This window comes from Burkholderia sp. S-53 (assembly GCF_025560745.1).
In the GTDB taxonomy this organism is placed as follows: Bacteria; Pseudomonadota; Gammaproteobacteria; order Burkholderiales; family Burkholderiaceae; genus Burkholderia; species Burkholderia pyrrocinia.
The window spans coordinates 1,271,805-1,286,413 of record NZ_CP090484.1 but is presented as its reverse complement, the minus strand read 5'-3'; the positions used below and the strand labels follow the sequence as shown (position 1 = coordinate 1,286,413).

The following is a 14,609-nucleotide window of genomic DNA, read 5'->3' as shown; positions in this document are numbered from 1 at the left end:
CGGCGTGAGCGGCTTCGCGGTTGAAGCCGATGTGGAAGCGGCGGCCGACGGATGCAGCGTGATTGCGTCGGCTGCCCCGAGCCGTCAGAACGACACCTTCGTCGTCAGCGTGACGAGTCGAGGTTCACCGACCGCGATGATCAGGTTGTTGTTGCTCGACGGGTAGCAGATCTTGTCGAGCAGGTTTTTCGCGTTGAGCTGGAAGCACGCGGGGAACTTGCCGATCGCCGTTTCGCAGGTCGCGAACGCGTCGACGGTCACGTAGCCGCGCGGCGTCAGTGCGCCGTGCGTTCGCGCAGGACTTCCGACGGCCGGCTATTGCGCACGAATACGGCTGCCAGCACGGCGCCCGCCAGTGCGATCGCGCCGGCCAGCACGAATGCGGCCGCGAACGAGCCGCTGCGTTCGACGATGAGGCCGGTCACGGCCGGCCCGATCACGCCCGACAGGCTGCCCATGCAATGCAGGAAACCGCTCACGCCGCCGACGCGCGACGGGTGCACGACATCCTGCACGATCGCCCAGTAGATCGCGCCGGTGACGTACAGGAAGAACAGCGACACGGACATCAGCGCGACGGCGCCTTGCGTCGACTGCACGGTGCCCGCGATCGCGACGCATGCACCCGCGCCGAGCAGGCACGTGACGAGCACGATCCGGCGCGACAGCAGCAGGTTGCCGGTGAGCCGGTAGAGCGCATCCGAGATGGCGCCGCCGCACGCGAGGCCGACCGTGCCGACGAGCCAGGGCACGACGGTGGCGATGCTCATCTCCTTGATGTTGAGGTGATGCGCGTGCACCAGATAGCTCGGGAACCAGCTCAGGAAGAAGAACAGCACGTAGTTGTAGCTGAAGAACGCGGCCGCCGTGGCGAGGATGCGCGGCTGGCGCACGTAGTGCGACAGCGTGCGCGCGGGCGCCGATGCGTCGTTTCCGCTCGCGCGGGCGGCGGCCGGCACGCCGGGCGCGTCGTTCACCGGCACGGCCGGACGATCCGACGTCGACACCATCCACAGCACGACCCATGCGAGCCCGATCGCGCAGACGATCCAGAATGCCGGCCGCCAGCCGAACTGCGCGGCCAGCAGGCCGACGATCGGCCCCGCGATCGCGCCGCCGAGCGGCGAGCCCGCGCTGAGCAGGCCCATCGCGGTCGCGGCGGCGTCGCGCGGCAGCCAGTTGTTGACCATCTTGTTCGCGGCCGAGCACAGCGGGCCTTCGGCCATGCCGAACAGCAGCCGCACGATCAGCAGGCTCACGAAGCCGACGGTCAGCGCGGTCATCCCGCAGAAGATCGACCAGAGCCCGACCGACAGCACGTACACGAGCTTCGGCCCGAGCCGGTCGGACGCGAGGCCGCCGATGAAATTGAACAGTGCATAACCGACGAAGAACGTGCTGAAGACGAGGCCCATCTGCGCGGCGTCGATGCCGAGATCGGTCTGCACGATCGGCGCGACGATCGACAGCGCGACGCGGTCGAGATAGTTGATCCCGTACACGAGAAACAGCAGGAATACCGTGAACCACGCCTGCGTCTTTTGCTTCATGTTCGTCTCCTTCGTGCCGGTGGGCCAGCTGTCATGTCTGGTCTGTCATTCGCCGCGCCGACGTGCGCGCCGGCGGAATGGCGTCATGCGATTCGCGCGTGGCAGCGCAAACCGGTCGTGAGGTCGGTCAGCGCGTGTGCAGCGGCGCGAGCAGCGCATCGGTGCCGTGCGCACGCAGTGTCGACAGATGCGCGCCGACGCGCGCGACGAGCGCGTCGGGCCACGCGGCCGGGCCGGCGAGCGCGGCACTGGCGAGTGCCGCCCGCACCGCGCCGTTTGCATCGCCGGCAGCGCCGAGCAGCTCGGCGAGCGCGGCCGCGCCCGGGTCGCTGATCGTCAGCGGCCGGCCGTCGGCGTCGTGCGCGGTGGCCAGGTAGTGCAGCCAGAGCGCGAGCGCACGCTCCAGATACGGGCGCTCGATGCCCGCCGCCGCGCTGTCGGCGAGCGCGGGCAGCCAGCGCAGCGGCACCTTTTGCGTGCCGTCCATCGCGATCTGTTCGGTGCGGTGCGCGAGCGTCGGATTCCGGAAGCGCTGCACGAGCGTCGCGCAATAGTCGTGCGCGTCGAAGCCGGACGGCACGTCGACGGTCGCGAGCAGGTCGTGCGTCATCACGCCGTCGACGAACGCCGCGATCGCCGGATCGGCCATCGCGTCCGACACGGTCGCGCGGCCGCGCAGTTGTCCCGCATACGCGATCGCCGAATGCGAGCCGTTCAGCAGCCGCAGCTTCATCGTTTCGTACGGCCGCACGTCGGCGACGAGGCGCGCGCCGGCGTCTTCCCAGCGCGGGCGCGGGCCGGCGAAGCGATCCTCGATCACCCATTGAGAGAACGGTTCGCAGACGATCGCCGCCGCGTCGCGTGCACCGAGGTGCGCTTGCGCCCAGTCGAGCGACTCGGGCGTGGCAGCCGGCACGATCCGGTCGACCATGCTGTTCGGGAAGGCGACGTCGTCGCGGATGCGCCGCGCCAGCGCGCCGTCGTCGATGTATGCCGCGTAGTCGAGCAGCAGCGCGCGCAGCGTGTCGCCGTTGGACGTCATGTTGTCGCAGCAGACGACGGTGAGCGGTGCGCTGGCCGGCCGCCGCCGGAGGCCGGCGGCGATCACGCCGAGTGCGGTACGCGGCGTGTCGGGCGCGGCGAGGTCCGCGCGGAGGGCGGGATCGTCGGTGTCGAGGCCGCCGCCGGGACGGCGGCAATAGCCTTTCTCGGTCACGGTCAGGCTGACGATCGACACGCCCGGATCGGCGATCAGCGCAAGCAGCGCGGGCAGCGATTCCGGCGCGAACAGCGCGCCGTGCACGGCGCCGACGATCCGGGTGCGCGCGCCGTCGCCGTCGCGTTCGGTCACCGTGTACAGGTGGTCCTGTGCGGCGAGCAGGTCGACGGTATGGCGCCGCCGCAGCTCGACGCCGACGATCCCCCAGCGCAGGTCGCCCTGCTCGAGCACGGTCTCGGTATGGACCGCCTGATGCGCGCGGTGGAACGCGCCGAGGCCGAGATGGACGATGCCCGTGCGGACCGCGTGCCGGTCATAGCGGGGGCGGCGCGTGCCGGGCGGCGCGGTGCGCAGGAAGTCGGGTACGGGTGGCATGTCGGTCGGTGACGGTGTGTACCATGGTAGATAATGGAGTGAGTGAAGGTTATTGCGAGTTTTTGCTGGAAGTTATTGGTGTAAACGCCAGTTCGAACAATTTTGCTGTGTTGTGTACCATGGTAGTTATCGATATCAAGTCGGAAGCATCGGCAAACATGAACGAAACCGCAGCATTTGAGGAAGGCGTCGTCGTCACGGCGTTGCAGGCGTTCTCGCTGGACGAGAGCCGGTCCTATACGGAGCAGGTACACGCGCTGCTGCGCAACGCGATCGTGCGGGGCGCGCTGCCGCCGCACACCGCGTTATCCGAAGCCGTGATCTCGACGACGATCAAGGTCAGCCGCACGCCCGTGCGCGAAGCGTTCGCGCAACTGGCCGACGAGCGGCTCGTGCAGATCCACCGGAAGGTCGGCACGTTCGTCGCGCCGATCTCGGTATCGCTCCTCGAGGAAGGGCGGTTCGCGCGCAGCACGCTCGAATGCGCGAATCACGTCGAACTCGCGCAGAAGATTGCGCCCGCCCAACTGACCGAGCTCGCGCGGCTCATCGACGCGCAGCGCGACGCGGTCGACGTTGGCGATGTCGATGTGTTTTTCGCGCTCGACGAGAAGATGCACGCCCGCATGTTCGAGTTCGCCGGACGGCCGCACGTGTGGGAAATGCTGCAGCCAATCAAGCGTCAGTACGATCGCGTGCGCTGGCTGCTGCTCGACGACGTCGAGGGTCACGCTCGTCTCGCGTTGCAGGAACACGAGCAGATCCTCATGCATATCGCGTCGCGCAACATGGCGCTGCTCGGCGCGTCGGTCGCGTCGCACGTCGACCGGATCGGCTCGCATCTGCCGGCCGTGCGCAGCCGCGCCCCCCAATACTTTGTCGACTGAATCGCCCGCTGGAGGAGTGCAGTGAAAATCGAACGCTTGCAGACCATCGTCACGTGTCCGGGCCGGAACTTCGTGACGGTGAAGATCGTGACCGACGAAGGCGTCTACGGTCTCGGCGACGCGACGCTCAACGGGCGCGAGCTCGCGGTGCGCGCGTATCTGGAAGATCACGTGTTTCCGTGTCTCGTCGGCCGCGACCCGCGCAACATCGAGGACATCTGGCAATACCTGTATCGCGGCGCGTACTGGCGGCGCGGCCCCGTGACGATGACGGCGATCGCCGCGATCGACATGGCGCTGTGGGACATCAAGGGCAAGCTCGCGGGCATGCCCGTCTACCAGCTGCTCGGCGGCAAGAGCCGCGACGGCCTGATGGTGTACGGCCACGCGAACGGGCGCGATCACGAGGAAGCGGTCGACGCGGTGCGCGCACACATCGAGGAAGGCTTTCGTGCGATCCGCGTGCAGTCGGGCGTGCCGGGGCTCGACAAGGTGTACGGCGTCGGCAAGACCGCGGGCGCATACGAACCCGCCGAAAAAGGCTTGCCGCCCGAGGAGCCGTGGGACACCGCGCTCTACCTGCGCCATACGCCGGAACTGTTCCGCAAGGTGCGCGACGCGGTCGGCGACGCACCGCACCTGCTGCACGACGCGCATCACCGCCTCACGCCGATCGAGGCCGCGCGGCTCGGCCGCGATCTCGAGCCGCATCGCCTCTTCTGGCTGGAAGACGCGACGCCTGCCGAGAACCAGGACGCATTCCGCCTGATCCGCCAGCACACGACGACGCCGCTCGCGGTCGGCGAAGTGTTCAACTCGATCTGGGATTGCAAGGACCTGATCCGCGACCAGCTGATCGACTACATCCGCGCGACGATCGTGCACGCGGGCGGGATCACGCACGTGCGGCGCATCGCCGACTACGCAGCGATGTACCAGGTGCGCACGGGCTTTCATGGCGCGACCGACCTGTCGCCGGTCTGCATGGCGGCGGCGGTCAATTTCGGGCTGTGGGCGCCGAACTTCGGCATCCAGGAACTGATGCCGCACAACAAGCTGACCGATGAAGTGTTTCCGCACAGCTACCGCTTCGAGGACGGTTATCTCGTGATGGACGACGTGCCGGGCCTCGGCGTCGACATCGACGAGACGCTGGCCGCGAAGTATCCGTACGAGCGCGCGTACCTGCCGGTCGCCCGGTTGCGCGACGGGTCGATGTGGAACTGGTGAGCGGCGAAGAACCGAAGGAGAGAACCGAAATGTTGAGCGTCGTTGTCGATCGTCCGAACAGCATGAGCGTGCGCGACGTGCCGCTGCCCGCGCCCGCCGCCGGCGAAGTGCGCGTGAAGGTCCGCTATGCGGGCATCTGCGGGTCGGACCTGCACATCTTTCACGGCAAGAATCCGTTCGTGTCGTATCCGCGCATCATCGGCCACGAATTCGTCGGGACGATCGAGTCGGTCGGCGAGGGCGTCGATGCGGCGCGGCTCGGCGAGACCGTCGCGGTCGATCCCGTGATCAGCTGCGGGCATTGCCATGCGTGCACGATCGGCCGGCGCAACGTGTGCCGGCACCTGACCGTGCTCGGCGTGCATCGCGACGGCGGGTTCAGCGAGTATACGTGCGTGCCGGCCGGCAATGCCTACCGGATTCCGGCGGAGATCGCCGATACCTGCGCGGCGATCGTCGAGCCGTTCGCGGTCGCCGCGAATGCGACGTCGCGCACCGGCGTGCTGCCGGGCGATGTCGCGCTGATCTATGGCGCGGGCACGGTCGGGCTGACGATCCTGCAGGTGCTCAAGCGCGTGTACGGCATCCGCGCGTTCATCACCGACCGGCTCGACGCGCGCTTGCAGCTCGCGCGCAAGTGCGGCGCGGCGGAGGACGAGGTCATCAACACGAGCGTCGAGTCGTTGCCGGAAGCGTTGGAGAAGCGCGGCGTCGACGGCGGCCCGACGCTGATTTTCGATGCGGTCTGTCATCCGTCGATTCTGGAAGAGGCCGTGCGGCTCGCGGCGCCAGCGGGCCGGATCGGCGTGCTCGGCTTCTCGTCGGAACCGTCGGCGATCGTGCAGGCCGAGCTGACGAAGAAGGAACTCACGCTCGCCGCGTCACGGCTCAATTGCGCGATGTTCCCGCAAGTGATCGACTGGATCGGCCGCGGGCTGATTCAGCCGGAGCACATCGTCACGCACAAGGTCGGCTTCCGCGACGTCGTGCAGGCGTTCGAGATGGCCGAGCAGCGGCCTGCCGAGAGCTGCAAGATCCTGCTCGATTTCGCGGGCGATTGACGAGCGATACCGGCTCGCGCCGCGAGCCGGGGCGGCGGCATCCGGCTCCGGATCGAACCGCACCACAAGAACTTCAGGAGACACGCAAGATGATTCGAATTCCGTTCGAGGAGTTGCAGGGCGCCATTTATCTCGCGCTCCTGAATGCGGGCATGAGCGAGCACGACGCGGGCGTCTGCGCACGGGTGCATGCCGAGGCGACCTGCGACGGCGTCAATTCCCACGGCATCAATCGCGTCGCGCGCTTCGTCGACTACGTCCGCAAGGGTTGGGTGAATCTGCAAGGCGTGCCCACGCCGGTCAAGCGCTTCGGCGCGATCGAGATCCTGGACGGCAACCGCGGCCCCGGCATTCTCAATGCGTTGTCCGCGACCGAGCGCGCGATGGCGATCGCGTCCGAGCAGGGCGTCGGCATCGTCGCGCTGCGCAACACGACGCACTGGATGCGCGGCGGCACGTATGGCTGGCACGCGGCGGATCGCGGCTACATCGCGATCTGCTGGACGAATACCGAATCCTGCATGCCGGGCTGGGGCGCCAAAAAGCCGCGCGTCGGCAACAACCCGTTCGTGATGGCGGTGCCGCGGGACAAGGGCCCGATCGTGCTCGACATGGCCATGTCGCAGTACTCGTACGGAAAACTGCAGGCGACCCGCCTCAAGGGGAAGAACATGCCGTTCCCCGCCGGCTTCGACAGCGACGGGAAGCTGACCGTCGAGCCCGGCCCGATCGAGGCGTCGATGCGGATCCTGCCGATGGGTTACTGGAAGGGCTCGGGATTCGCGATCATGCTCGACGTGCTGGCCGCCGTGCTGTCGGAGGGGCTGGCGACGAACGGGATCGATGCGGTGCAGCAGGGCAGCTGCACCGGCTGCTCGCAGGTGTTCATCCTGATCGACCCGCGCAAGCTGGGCGGCGAAGCGTTCACGAACGAGGTCGCCGACGGCGTGGCCGATTACGTGAATACGTCGGAAGTCGCGGAAGACAGCGACGAGGTGCTGTATCCGGGGCAAAGCGCGCTGCGGACCCGCATCGACCAGCGGCAGCACGGCGTTGCCGTCGACGACGGCATCTGGGCCGACGTGCTCGCGCTCGCGCAGCAGTGAGGCCACCGAATCCGTGACGCGGCGCCGGCACGCAACCCGGCCCGCCACGAGCATGTGAAACGAACCGGCGTACGGATCGATCCCATCGCCGCCGAGGTTCTTGTTTTAGTCTGGAGAACTGACCATGAAGGCGGACGTCACGCTTGCGCTCGGCGCAAGCACCGAAGCACTGCACGAAGACGCGTTGTACCGGAAGGTGATACTGAGGATCGTCCCGCTGTTTTTCCTCGGGTTCATCATGTCCTATCTGGACCGCGTGAACATCGGCTTTGCCAAACTGCAGATGGCGGCCGATTTCGGGCTGACGAATGCGTCCTTCGCACTCGGCGCGAGCGTGTTCTTCTGGGGCTACATGTTGTTCGAGATTCCGAGCAACCTGATCCTCCGCCGGGTCGGCGCACGCGCATGGATTGCGCGGATCATGATCACGTGGGGGATCGTGTCGACCCTGATGATCTTCTCGCGGAACGCGGCCGCGTTCTATTCGCTGCGCTTCCTGCTTGGCGTGTGCGAGGCCGGTTTCGTTCCGGGCGTGATGTATTACACGAACACATGGCTGCCCGCCCGGCGCCAGAGCGGCATGTATTCGCTGTTCCTGATGGCGTTGCCGATTGCCGTCGTGTTCGGTGCGCCGCTGTCCGGCGCGATCATGGAGACGATGGACGGCGTGGCGGGCATCCGGGGGTGGCAGTGGCTGTTCCTGCTCGAAGGGCTGCCGTCCGCGGTGCTGGGCGTCGTGATTCTGGCGCTGCTGCGGAACCGGCCGGCCGACGTCGACTGGCTGACGCCGCGCGAGAAGCAGATCATCGAGGCAAATGTCGCGAAGGAGGCGGCGTTCAAATCGCATCGCGTCGCGGATGCGTTCCGGACGCCGAAGATCTATGCGCTGATCGTCGTGATGATCCTCTTCAACACCGCATTCTATGGGCTGACGTTCTGGATGCCGACGCTGTTTCATGACGCCGGCGTTGCGAACAGCCTGAATGTCGGGCTGTTCACGGCCATCCCGTTCGGCGTCGCGGCGATCTGCATGTACGTGAACGCGAAGTTCGCGGAGCGGTCCGGGCGGCTGCGCAGGCACGGCGTGGTGCCGGTCGCGCTGGCCGCCATCGGCCTGTTCGTCGCGACGGTCGCGCACGACAGCTTCTGGCTCGCGCTGATCATGCTGACCGTCGCGACGTCGGGCATCCTGTCGCTGATGCCGATCTACTGGACGCTGCCGGGGCGCGTGCTGTCCGGTGCGGCCGCGGCGGCCGGCCTCGCGCTGATCAACGCGTGCGGGAGCCTGTCGGGGATCCTCGGCGCGATGATCATCGGTTATGCGGGCATCCGGACCGGCATGGCGATCCTTGCCGGCTTCCTGCTGCTGTGCAGCGTCGTGTTCTACCGGGTCTGTCCGCCGACGGCGGAATGACGTCGAGCCGGGCCCGGCTTCCGGCTGCGCCGGGTCGTCAGAACGATACCGTCGTCGTCAGCGTGACGAGGCGCGGCTCGCCGACCGCGATGATCAGGTTGTTGTTGCTCGACGGGTAGTAGGTCTTGTCGAGCAGGTTCTTCACGTTGAGCTGGAAGCGCGTCGGGAACTTGCCGATCGTCGTTTCGTAGGCAGCGAACGCGTCGACGGTCACATAGCCGGGCAACGTGAAGCTGTTCGCGGTGTCGCCGGAGCGTGTGCCGACGAGGCGTGCGCCGCCGCCGAAGCGCCAGCGGCCGGGCAAGTTCGCGATCGCTGTGTCGTACACCGCGAACAGGCTGCCCGTGTGGCGCGCGACGTTGACGAGCGGCGTGTTGCTGTCGCGATTGTTCGCGTTCGTGTACGCATAGCTGCCGATCACGCTCAGGTGACGCGTGATCTGCCCGGCGACGTCGAGTTCGATCCCGCGCGAGCGCGCGGTGCCGATCGTCGACGTGATGTCACCGTTCGTGACCGCGACGTTGCGCTTGTCGATCTGGTATATCGCGAGCGTGCCCGTGATCGCGGGCTTCACGCTGAATTTCAATCCGGCTTCGAGCACGCGGCCGTATTCCGGCGCAAGCGGCGCGGCGACGTTTGTTGCGACGTTCGTCTTGAACGAGCGGCTGACGTTCGCATACGCGGTCAGCGCCGGCGTGAGCGCATACGCGAGCCCGAACTGCGGCAGCCAGACGTTGCCGCGCGAACGGTCGGCGAACACGAACGGCCGGCCCATCCCCGATTCCTGCTGCCAGTTTTCCCAGCGCAGCCCGCCGACCGCGGTGAGGCGCTCGGTGAGCTTCACCGAGTCCTGCACGACCATCGAATACGCATGCACCACCGAGCGCGAATCGCTTTGCTTCGGGTTGGGCGTGCCGCCCGGCGCGAGCAGGCCGTACACGGGATCGTAGAGATTGAAGCCCGTCGTCGCCTTGCCGCGGATCGTGTCGCCGCGGAAGCTGCGCTGCCGCTCGTATTCGCCGCCGATGTAGATCGCGTGATTCATCCCGGCAAGCGTCACGTTGCCGAGCACGCCGAGCGTTGCGATCTGGTCGGAATCGTTGCGTCCGAGATTCGCATCGGACGAGCGCGTCATTGCGCCCGTCCTGCTGTTGAACGTGTTGGCACGCGTGATGTACTGGTCGTAGCGGTCGCGGCCCCAGCCGTAGGTCGCGCGCACGCGCCACGCATCGGAGAAGCGGTGCTCGATGCGCGCACGCAGCGTTTCCTGGATGCCGCTGCTCTGCGACCACGCTTCTTCGTAGCGGCGGTAGCGCAGCGCGTCGTCGAGCTGGCCGTTCACGAGCACGGTGCCGCGATCGAACGGCGTCGTGTAATCGACGTACTGGTAGCTGACGTCGACCGACGTGTTCGCGTCGTGCCACGACAGCGCGGGCGCGATCAGCGCGTCGCGCTGGCGGCCGAAACTGCGCCAGTAGCGGCTCGTGTCGTATTCGCCGGTCAGCCGGAACGCGAGCGTGCCGCCCGCGACCTGGCCGGGCTTGCCGAGCGGGCCGGTGAGATCGAACAGCGCGCTGCTGCCGCCGTGGCTCGTGCGCGATGCCGAGATCGAGCCGCCGTACGTGTCTTCCGGCTTGCGCGTGACGAGGTTGATCACGCCGCCCGGGTCCTGCATCCCGTAGAGCAGCGAAGCGGGGCCTTTCAACACCTCGACGCGGTCGATCGTCGCGAGATAGCTGTGCAGCACCGGCGTGCGCACGCCGTCGACGAGCACGGAGCCGTCGTTGTTCGACCCGAAGCCGCGCTTGGTGAACGCGTCGCGCGTGCCGCCGAGCGTGTTCGTCTGCGTGACGCCGCTGATGTTGCCGAGCACGTCGTCGAGCGAGCGCGCCTGCTGGTCCTGCATCACGCTGCTGCTGACCACCGCGACCGATTGCGGAATCTCCTTGAGCGGGCGGTCGCTGCCGCCCGCGATGCTGCTGCTGCGCGGCTGATAGCCGATCGTCGGATCGACAGCCGCCGAGGCGTTGACGCTGATGGCCGGGAGTTCGCGTTCGGCGGGTGTGGCGGGCGTTGAGGCGGATGCGGACGCTGCGGGTTCGGCGTCGGCATGCGCGCCGCTGGCGACGCAAAGGGTGATCAGGGCAGGCAGGCTTGTACGCCACGGACGAAGAGTCCGGGTGCGGCGGGGCGTTCGACGGGATGGCATGAATCGATGCAGGACGGAGTGCTAAGGATCGTGTCGCGGGCCGCAGCGTTTCGCCGCAACCGGGGCGTGCATGATATATGGAATGAGAATCATTTGCAATTGTAATGAGATGATCGGTAGTGCGCGTGCCTTGGTTGCCGGGCCTTCGACCGTCTGCTACCGTAGCGGCCAAAATCAGACGCAGTGAAATTCAATGAGAGCCGGGGGCCGCACCATGTCATCTTCCTGTCGCGTCGCGTTCAGCGCGACGCACCGCACCGCACTCGACCATGCGGGTGGTGAAGTGATCGCAGCCGTGTTCCGCCATTCGAACGATTAAAGCAACGGAAGCGAAACCATCCGGCGTTGTGCCACGCAACCGGCGTAGCGCCGCCTTCAATCACTTCAACCACCACGCTTGACGGGAGACCACCCAATGAAGAAGATTTCCGCGCCGTTCGCGGCGGCCGCGCTGGCCGCGTGCGCGATGCTGGCGGGCGTCAGCCAGAACGTTTGTGCCGAAGCCGCGATCGACGCGCATTACAGCGCCGTGATCGAGGCCTATACGCAGGACATGGCCGCCGCAAAGGCGAAATACGACGGCAAGCGCCTCGCGTTCGTCGGCGCCGTGATCCGGATGGGCAGCGATCCGGGCGGCACGTACTTCGGCGCATTGACGACCGATGGCGGGCAGTTCGACACGCACTTCGACGTGGCCGACCAGGACGCGCTGAAACCGAAATTCCCCGGCGGCGAGATCAAGCCGTTCACGGCATCCGCGAATTTCCGGTTCAGTTGCGTGAACGAAGGCTATATCGACGCGCCGGTGCTGCCGGGGTTGAAGCTCTCGCATTGCCGGCTCGCCGATTGAGGTAGCGCGGGGGCCGGGGTTCAGAACTTCTGCTGGATGCCGGCCATCACGCCGAGCTGATTCATCCCGGTGCCGACCGTCCCGCCGGCGGCGACCGCGTTCGCGGCCAGCGTGCTGTTGAACATGTAGCCCACCGACGTATAGACGGTCGTCCGCTTCGACAGGAAATAGTTCGCGCGGCCGACGAGCAGCGTGGCGTTCGTGCCGCCTTCGCCGTTTTCGCGACGCTGCAGGTAGCGTACGCCCTGCAGGTCGAGCGCGAGGGTGGGCGTCGCATAGTATGTGCCGCCGGCGAACACGATGTCGGCCTGCAGGTGTGCGGCCGCCGCGAGGTTGCGGCGGATCCACCCGGCGCCCAGTTTCGCGGGGCCGATCTTCACGTAGCCGACGACGATGTCGCGCGTGTCGGTATACGCCGGATTGTTCAGCGGCGCGAGCGCGCCGCCGCCGCCGCGCATCACGTCGTGCGATGCGGCCAGCCCGAAATTGCTCGCGTCATACGCGAGCATCGCCGTGTATTGACGGCACGCGACGATGTCGCCGGGCACCTGTCCGGCGCAGCCCGTCGCCGACGGTCCCGCCGGCCCGGCCGCGTCGCGGCCGAAGCTGTAGGTGGCGCCGAGCGTCACGCCGTGGAACGTGCCCTTGTAGCCGATCGCATTGTCGCTGCGCGCGTTCGGCAGATAGGAGTCGAAATCCGCCATCGAATGAATCGACGGGCCGATCACGTCGGCATTGGTCAGCACGATCATCGACATGTTCATCTGGCGGCCGAGGGTCAGCGCGCCGAACGGACTGTTCACGCCCACGTTCGCCTGCCGCCCGAACAGGCGCCCGCCGTAGTTCAGCGCGCCGGTGCCGGGCTGGAAACCGTTTTCGAGCACGAAGAACGCCTGGTAGCCGCCGCCGAGATCCTCCGTGCCTCTCAGGCCCCAGCGTGAAGGCACCTCGCCGGTCAGCGTCGGCATCCCGGTGAACGACCCGCCGTGCGCGGCGTTGTTGTAGTAGGACACGCCGGTATCGATGATCCCGTACAGCGTGACGCTGCTTTGCGCGCAGGCCGGTCCGGCCAGCGCCATCGCCGTCGCGAGTGCGACGCCCAGTTTTGTTTTCATGGCTGTCTCCAAACAGTATGTAGATATGCTTATTGATTTTTTGATGACCCGGACATGTCCGGGATACCGACGGGTCTCGGCAGGACTGCGGGCGTCGCGCGTTACGACATCGCCGGATCGCGTTGCCGGTGCGGTGCCGCGGTGCGCGCGCCCGCCACGGCGACGGCGATCGCCGCGCCGGCCATCGGCACGAGGAACGCGAGATAGAGATGGGACACGGACCAGCCGTCGTCCAGCAGCGCACCGACCGTCATCGGCGACAGGATCGCGCCGAGGCGGCCGATGCCGACCGCGAGGCCGATGCCGGTCGTGCGGATCTCGGCGGGATACGGCGTCGGCGACAGCGCATACATGCCGGCCACGCACGCATTGATCACGGCGCCGAGGAACACCGCGACGGTCATCCCGATGCCGAGGGCGCCCGTGTTCATGCCGAACACGACCATCAGTGCGCCGCCCAGCAGCAGCGTCGCGCCCAGCAGGTTGCGCAGGCCGAAGCGCGTCGACAGCAGGCTGAAGAGCGACGCGCCCGCAATGCCGCCGAGATTGAGCAGCACGCCGCCGGTCACGCCCTGCGACGCCGACAGTCCGGCCTGGACCAGCAGTTTCGGCGTCCAGCTCACGACGAAGTAGAAGCTGCCCATCACGAGAAAGAACGCGATCCACAGTGCGATCGTGCGGCGCGCGAGCGGGGCGCGCAGCACGGCCGTCCAGCCCGACGCGGGGTGCGCCGTGTCGATGGAAGCAGTCGCAGCCGGCAGCGTGTCGATCGGCGCGCGCTTCATTCTCGCGAGGATGCGGTTGATTTTCTGCAGCGCGTTGTCCGGACGCCGCGCCAGCAGGAAGTCGAGCGATTCCGGCAGCAGCGCGAGCACCATCGGGATCGCCATCAAGGTCAGGATGCCGCCGAACGCGAACACGCTGCGCCATCCCCACACCGACAGCAGGTAACCGGCGATGACGCCACCGGCGGTGGCGCCGATCGCGTAGCCGGTCGACTGCATGCCGATCGCGGCGCTGCGCCATTTGTTCGATGCGTACTCGCCGCTGATGACGGTCAGGCTCGCGAGCATGCCGCCGATGCCGAGCCCCGTATAGGCACGCGCGACTGCGAGTTGCAGCGTGCTGTGCGTGGCCGCGCAGGCGAGCATCCCGGTCGAGATCACGGCGAGGCAGAGCAGGATGATGCGGCGGCGGCCGACCCGGTCGGCCAGCGGCGCGATCAGCACCGAGCCGATGCCCATGCCGGCTAGCCCGGCGCTCAGCAGCAGGCCGATTTCCTTGCCGCTCAGTTTCCATTCGGCCGCCAGATGCGGCGCGGCAAATGCGATGGCCAGCACGTCGAACCCGTCGAGCATGTTCAGCACGACGCAGGCCGTGACAGCCATCGTCTGGAACGCGCTCATCGGGGATGCGTCGATCGTATTGCGGATATTTGCGCTCACGTCAAAGATCCTTCATAAAATATAGTATGACTAATCAAATGGGATGGAATCGAAGCCGGCAGTAGCGAATGGGACGACAGCGTATGCGCGGGTCGACGGGCAACCCCGGGGAACGCCCGCCGCGACCGGCAGGCGTCGTTCGCGCGCC

11 protein-coding genes and 1 pseudogene are annotated in these 14,609 nt (G+C 67.1%); 6 read left to right on the top strand and 6 right to left on the bottom strand.

Annotated elements, in window-relative coordinates; all coding sequences use genetic code 11:
• Positions 1-84: 84 nt before the first annotated feature.
• The 3 genes and pseudogenes from LXM88_RS27870 to LXM88_RS27860 form a co-directional block, all read right to left on the bottom strand.
• A pseudogene (locus LXM88_RS27870) lies at positions 85-276 on the bottom strand (hypothetical protein); the annotation flags it as partial.
• The gene (locus LXM88_RS27865) at positions 276-1,550 is read right to left on the bottom strand and encodes an MFS transporter (RefSeq protein ID WP_262546128.1); all 1,275 of its coding nucleotides are present in this window, start codon (positions 1,548-1,550) and stop codon (positions 276-278) included. The pseudogene LXM88_RS27870 and the gene LXM88_RS27865, both read right to left, overlap by 1 nt.
• 127 nt (positions 1,551-1,677) lie before the next feature.
• Positions 1,678-3,144: a mannitol dehydrogenase family protein gene (locus LXM88_RS27860; protein ID WP_262546126.1), complete on the bottom strand. Its 1,467-nt coding sequence runs from the start codon at positions 3,142-3,144 to the stop codon at positions 1,678-1,680.
• 158 nt (positions 3,145-3,302) lie between these two features.
• Between LXM88_RS27860 and LXM88_RS27855 the strand changes: the two genes are divergently transcribed.
• The 5 genes from LXM88_RS27855 (at position 3,303) to LXM88_RS27835 (ending at position 8,842) form a co-directional block, all read left to right on the top strand.
• On the top strand, positions 3,303-4,031 hold the full coding sequence (locus tag LXM88_RS27855; protein ID WP_262546950.1) for a GntR family transcriptional regulator: 729 nt from the start codon (positions 3,303-3,305) through the stop codon (positions 4,029-4,031).
• A 21-nt stretch (positions 4,032-4,052) separates the two neighbouring features.
• The gene (gene manD / locus LXM88_RS27850; RefSeq protein ID WP_262546124.1) at positions 4,053-5,261 is read left to right on the top strand and encodes a D-mannonate dehydratase ManD; all 1,209 of its coding nucleotides are present in this window, start codon (positions 4,053-4,055) and stop codon (positions 5,259-5,261) included.
• Between the two features lie 29 nt (positions 5,262-5,290).
• The gene (locus LXM88_RS27845) at positions 5,291-6,322 is read left to right on the top strand and encodes a Zn-dependent oxidoreductase (RefSeq protein ID WP_262546122.1); all 1,032 of its coding nucleotides are present in this window, start codon (positions 5,291-5,293) and stop codon (positions 6,320-6,322) included.
• 89 nt (positions 6,323-6,411) lie between these two features.
• Positions 6,412-7,428, top strand: a complete 1,017-nt coding sequence (yiaK, locus tag LXM88_RS27840; RefSeq protein WP_262546121.1) for a 3-dehydro-L-gulonate 2-dehydrogenase — start codon at positions 6,412-6,414, stop codon at positions 7,426-7,428.
• A 124-nt stretch (positions 7,429-7,552) separates the two neighbouring features.
• Positions 7,553-8,842 (top strand): MFS transporter, encoded by a 1,290-nt coding sequence (locus tag LXM88_RS27835; protein ID WP_262546119.1) that lies wholly within the window; start codon positions 7,553-7,555, stop codon positions 8,840-8,842.
• 37 nt (positions 8,843-8,879) lie between these two features.
• Here the strand turns inward: LXM88_RS27835 and LXM88_RS27830 are convergent, their stop codons facing one another.
• A complete protein-coding gene (locus LXM88_RS27830; protein ID WP_262546117.1) occupies positions 8,880-11,051 on the bottom strand; it encodes a TonB-dependent siderophore receptor in 2,172 nt (723 codons plus the stop codon).
• Positions 11,052-11,466: 415 nt separating this feature from the next.
• On the opposite strand from LXM88_RS27830, the gene LXM88_RS27825 reads away from it, so the two are divergent.
• The gene (locus LXM88_RS27825) at positions 11,467-11,901 is read left to right on the top strand and encodes a hypothetical protein (protein ID WP_262546115.1); all 435 of its coding nucleotides are present in this window, start codon (positions 11,467-11,469) and stop codon (positions 11,899-11,901) included.
• A gap of 20 nt (positions 11,902-11,921) precedes the next feature.
• Here the strand turns inward: LXM88_RS27825 and LXM88_RS27820 are convergent, their stop codons facing one another.
• Entirely contained in the window at positions 11,922-13,016 is a 1,095-nt protein-coding gene (locus tag LXM88_RS27820; protein ID WP_262546113.1) for a porin, read from the bottom strand.
• Between the two features lie 101 nt (positions 13,017-13,117).
• The gene (locus LXM88_RS27815) at positions 13,118-14,461 is read right to left on the bottom strand and encodes an MFS transporter (RefSeq protein WP_262546111.1); all 1,344 of its coding nucleotides are present in this window, start codon (positions 14,459-14,461) and stop codon (positions 13,118-13,120) included.
• Between the last annotated feature and the right edge of the window lie 148 nt (positions 14,462-14,609).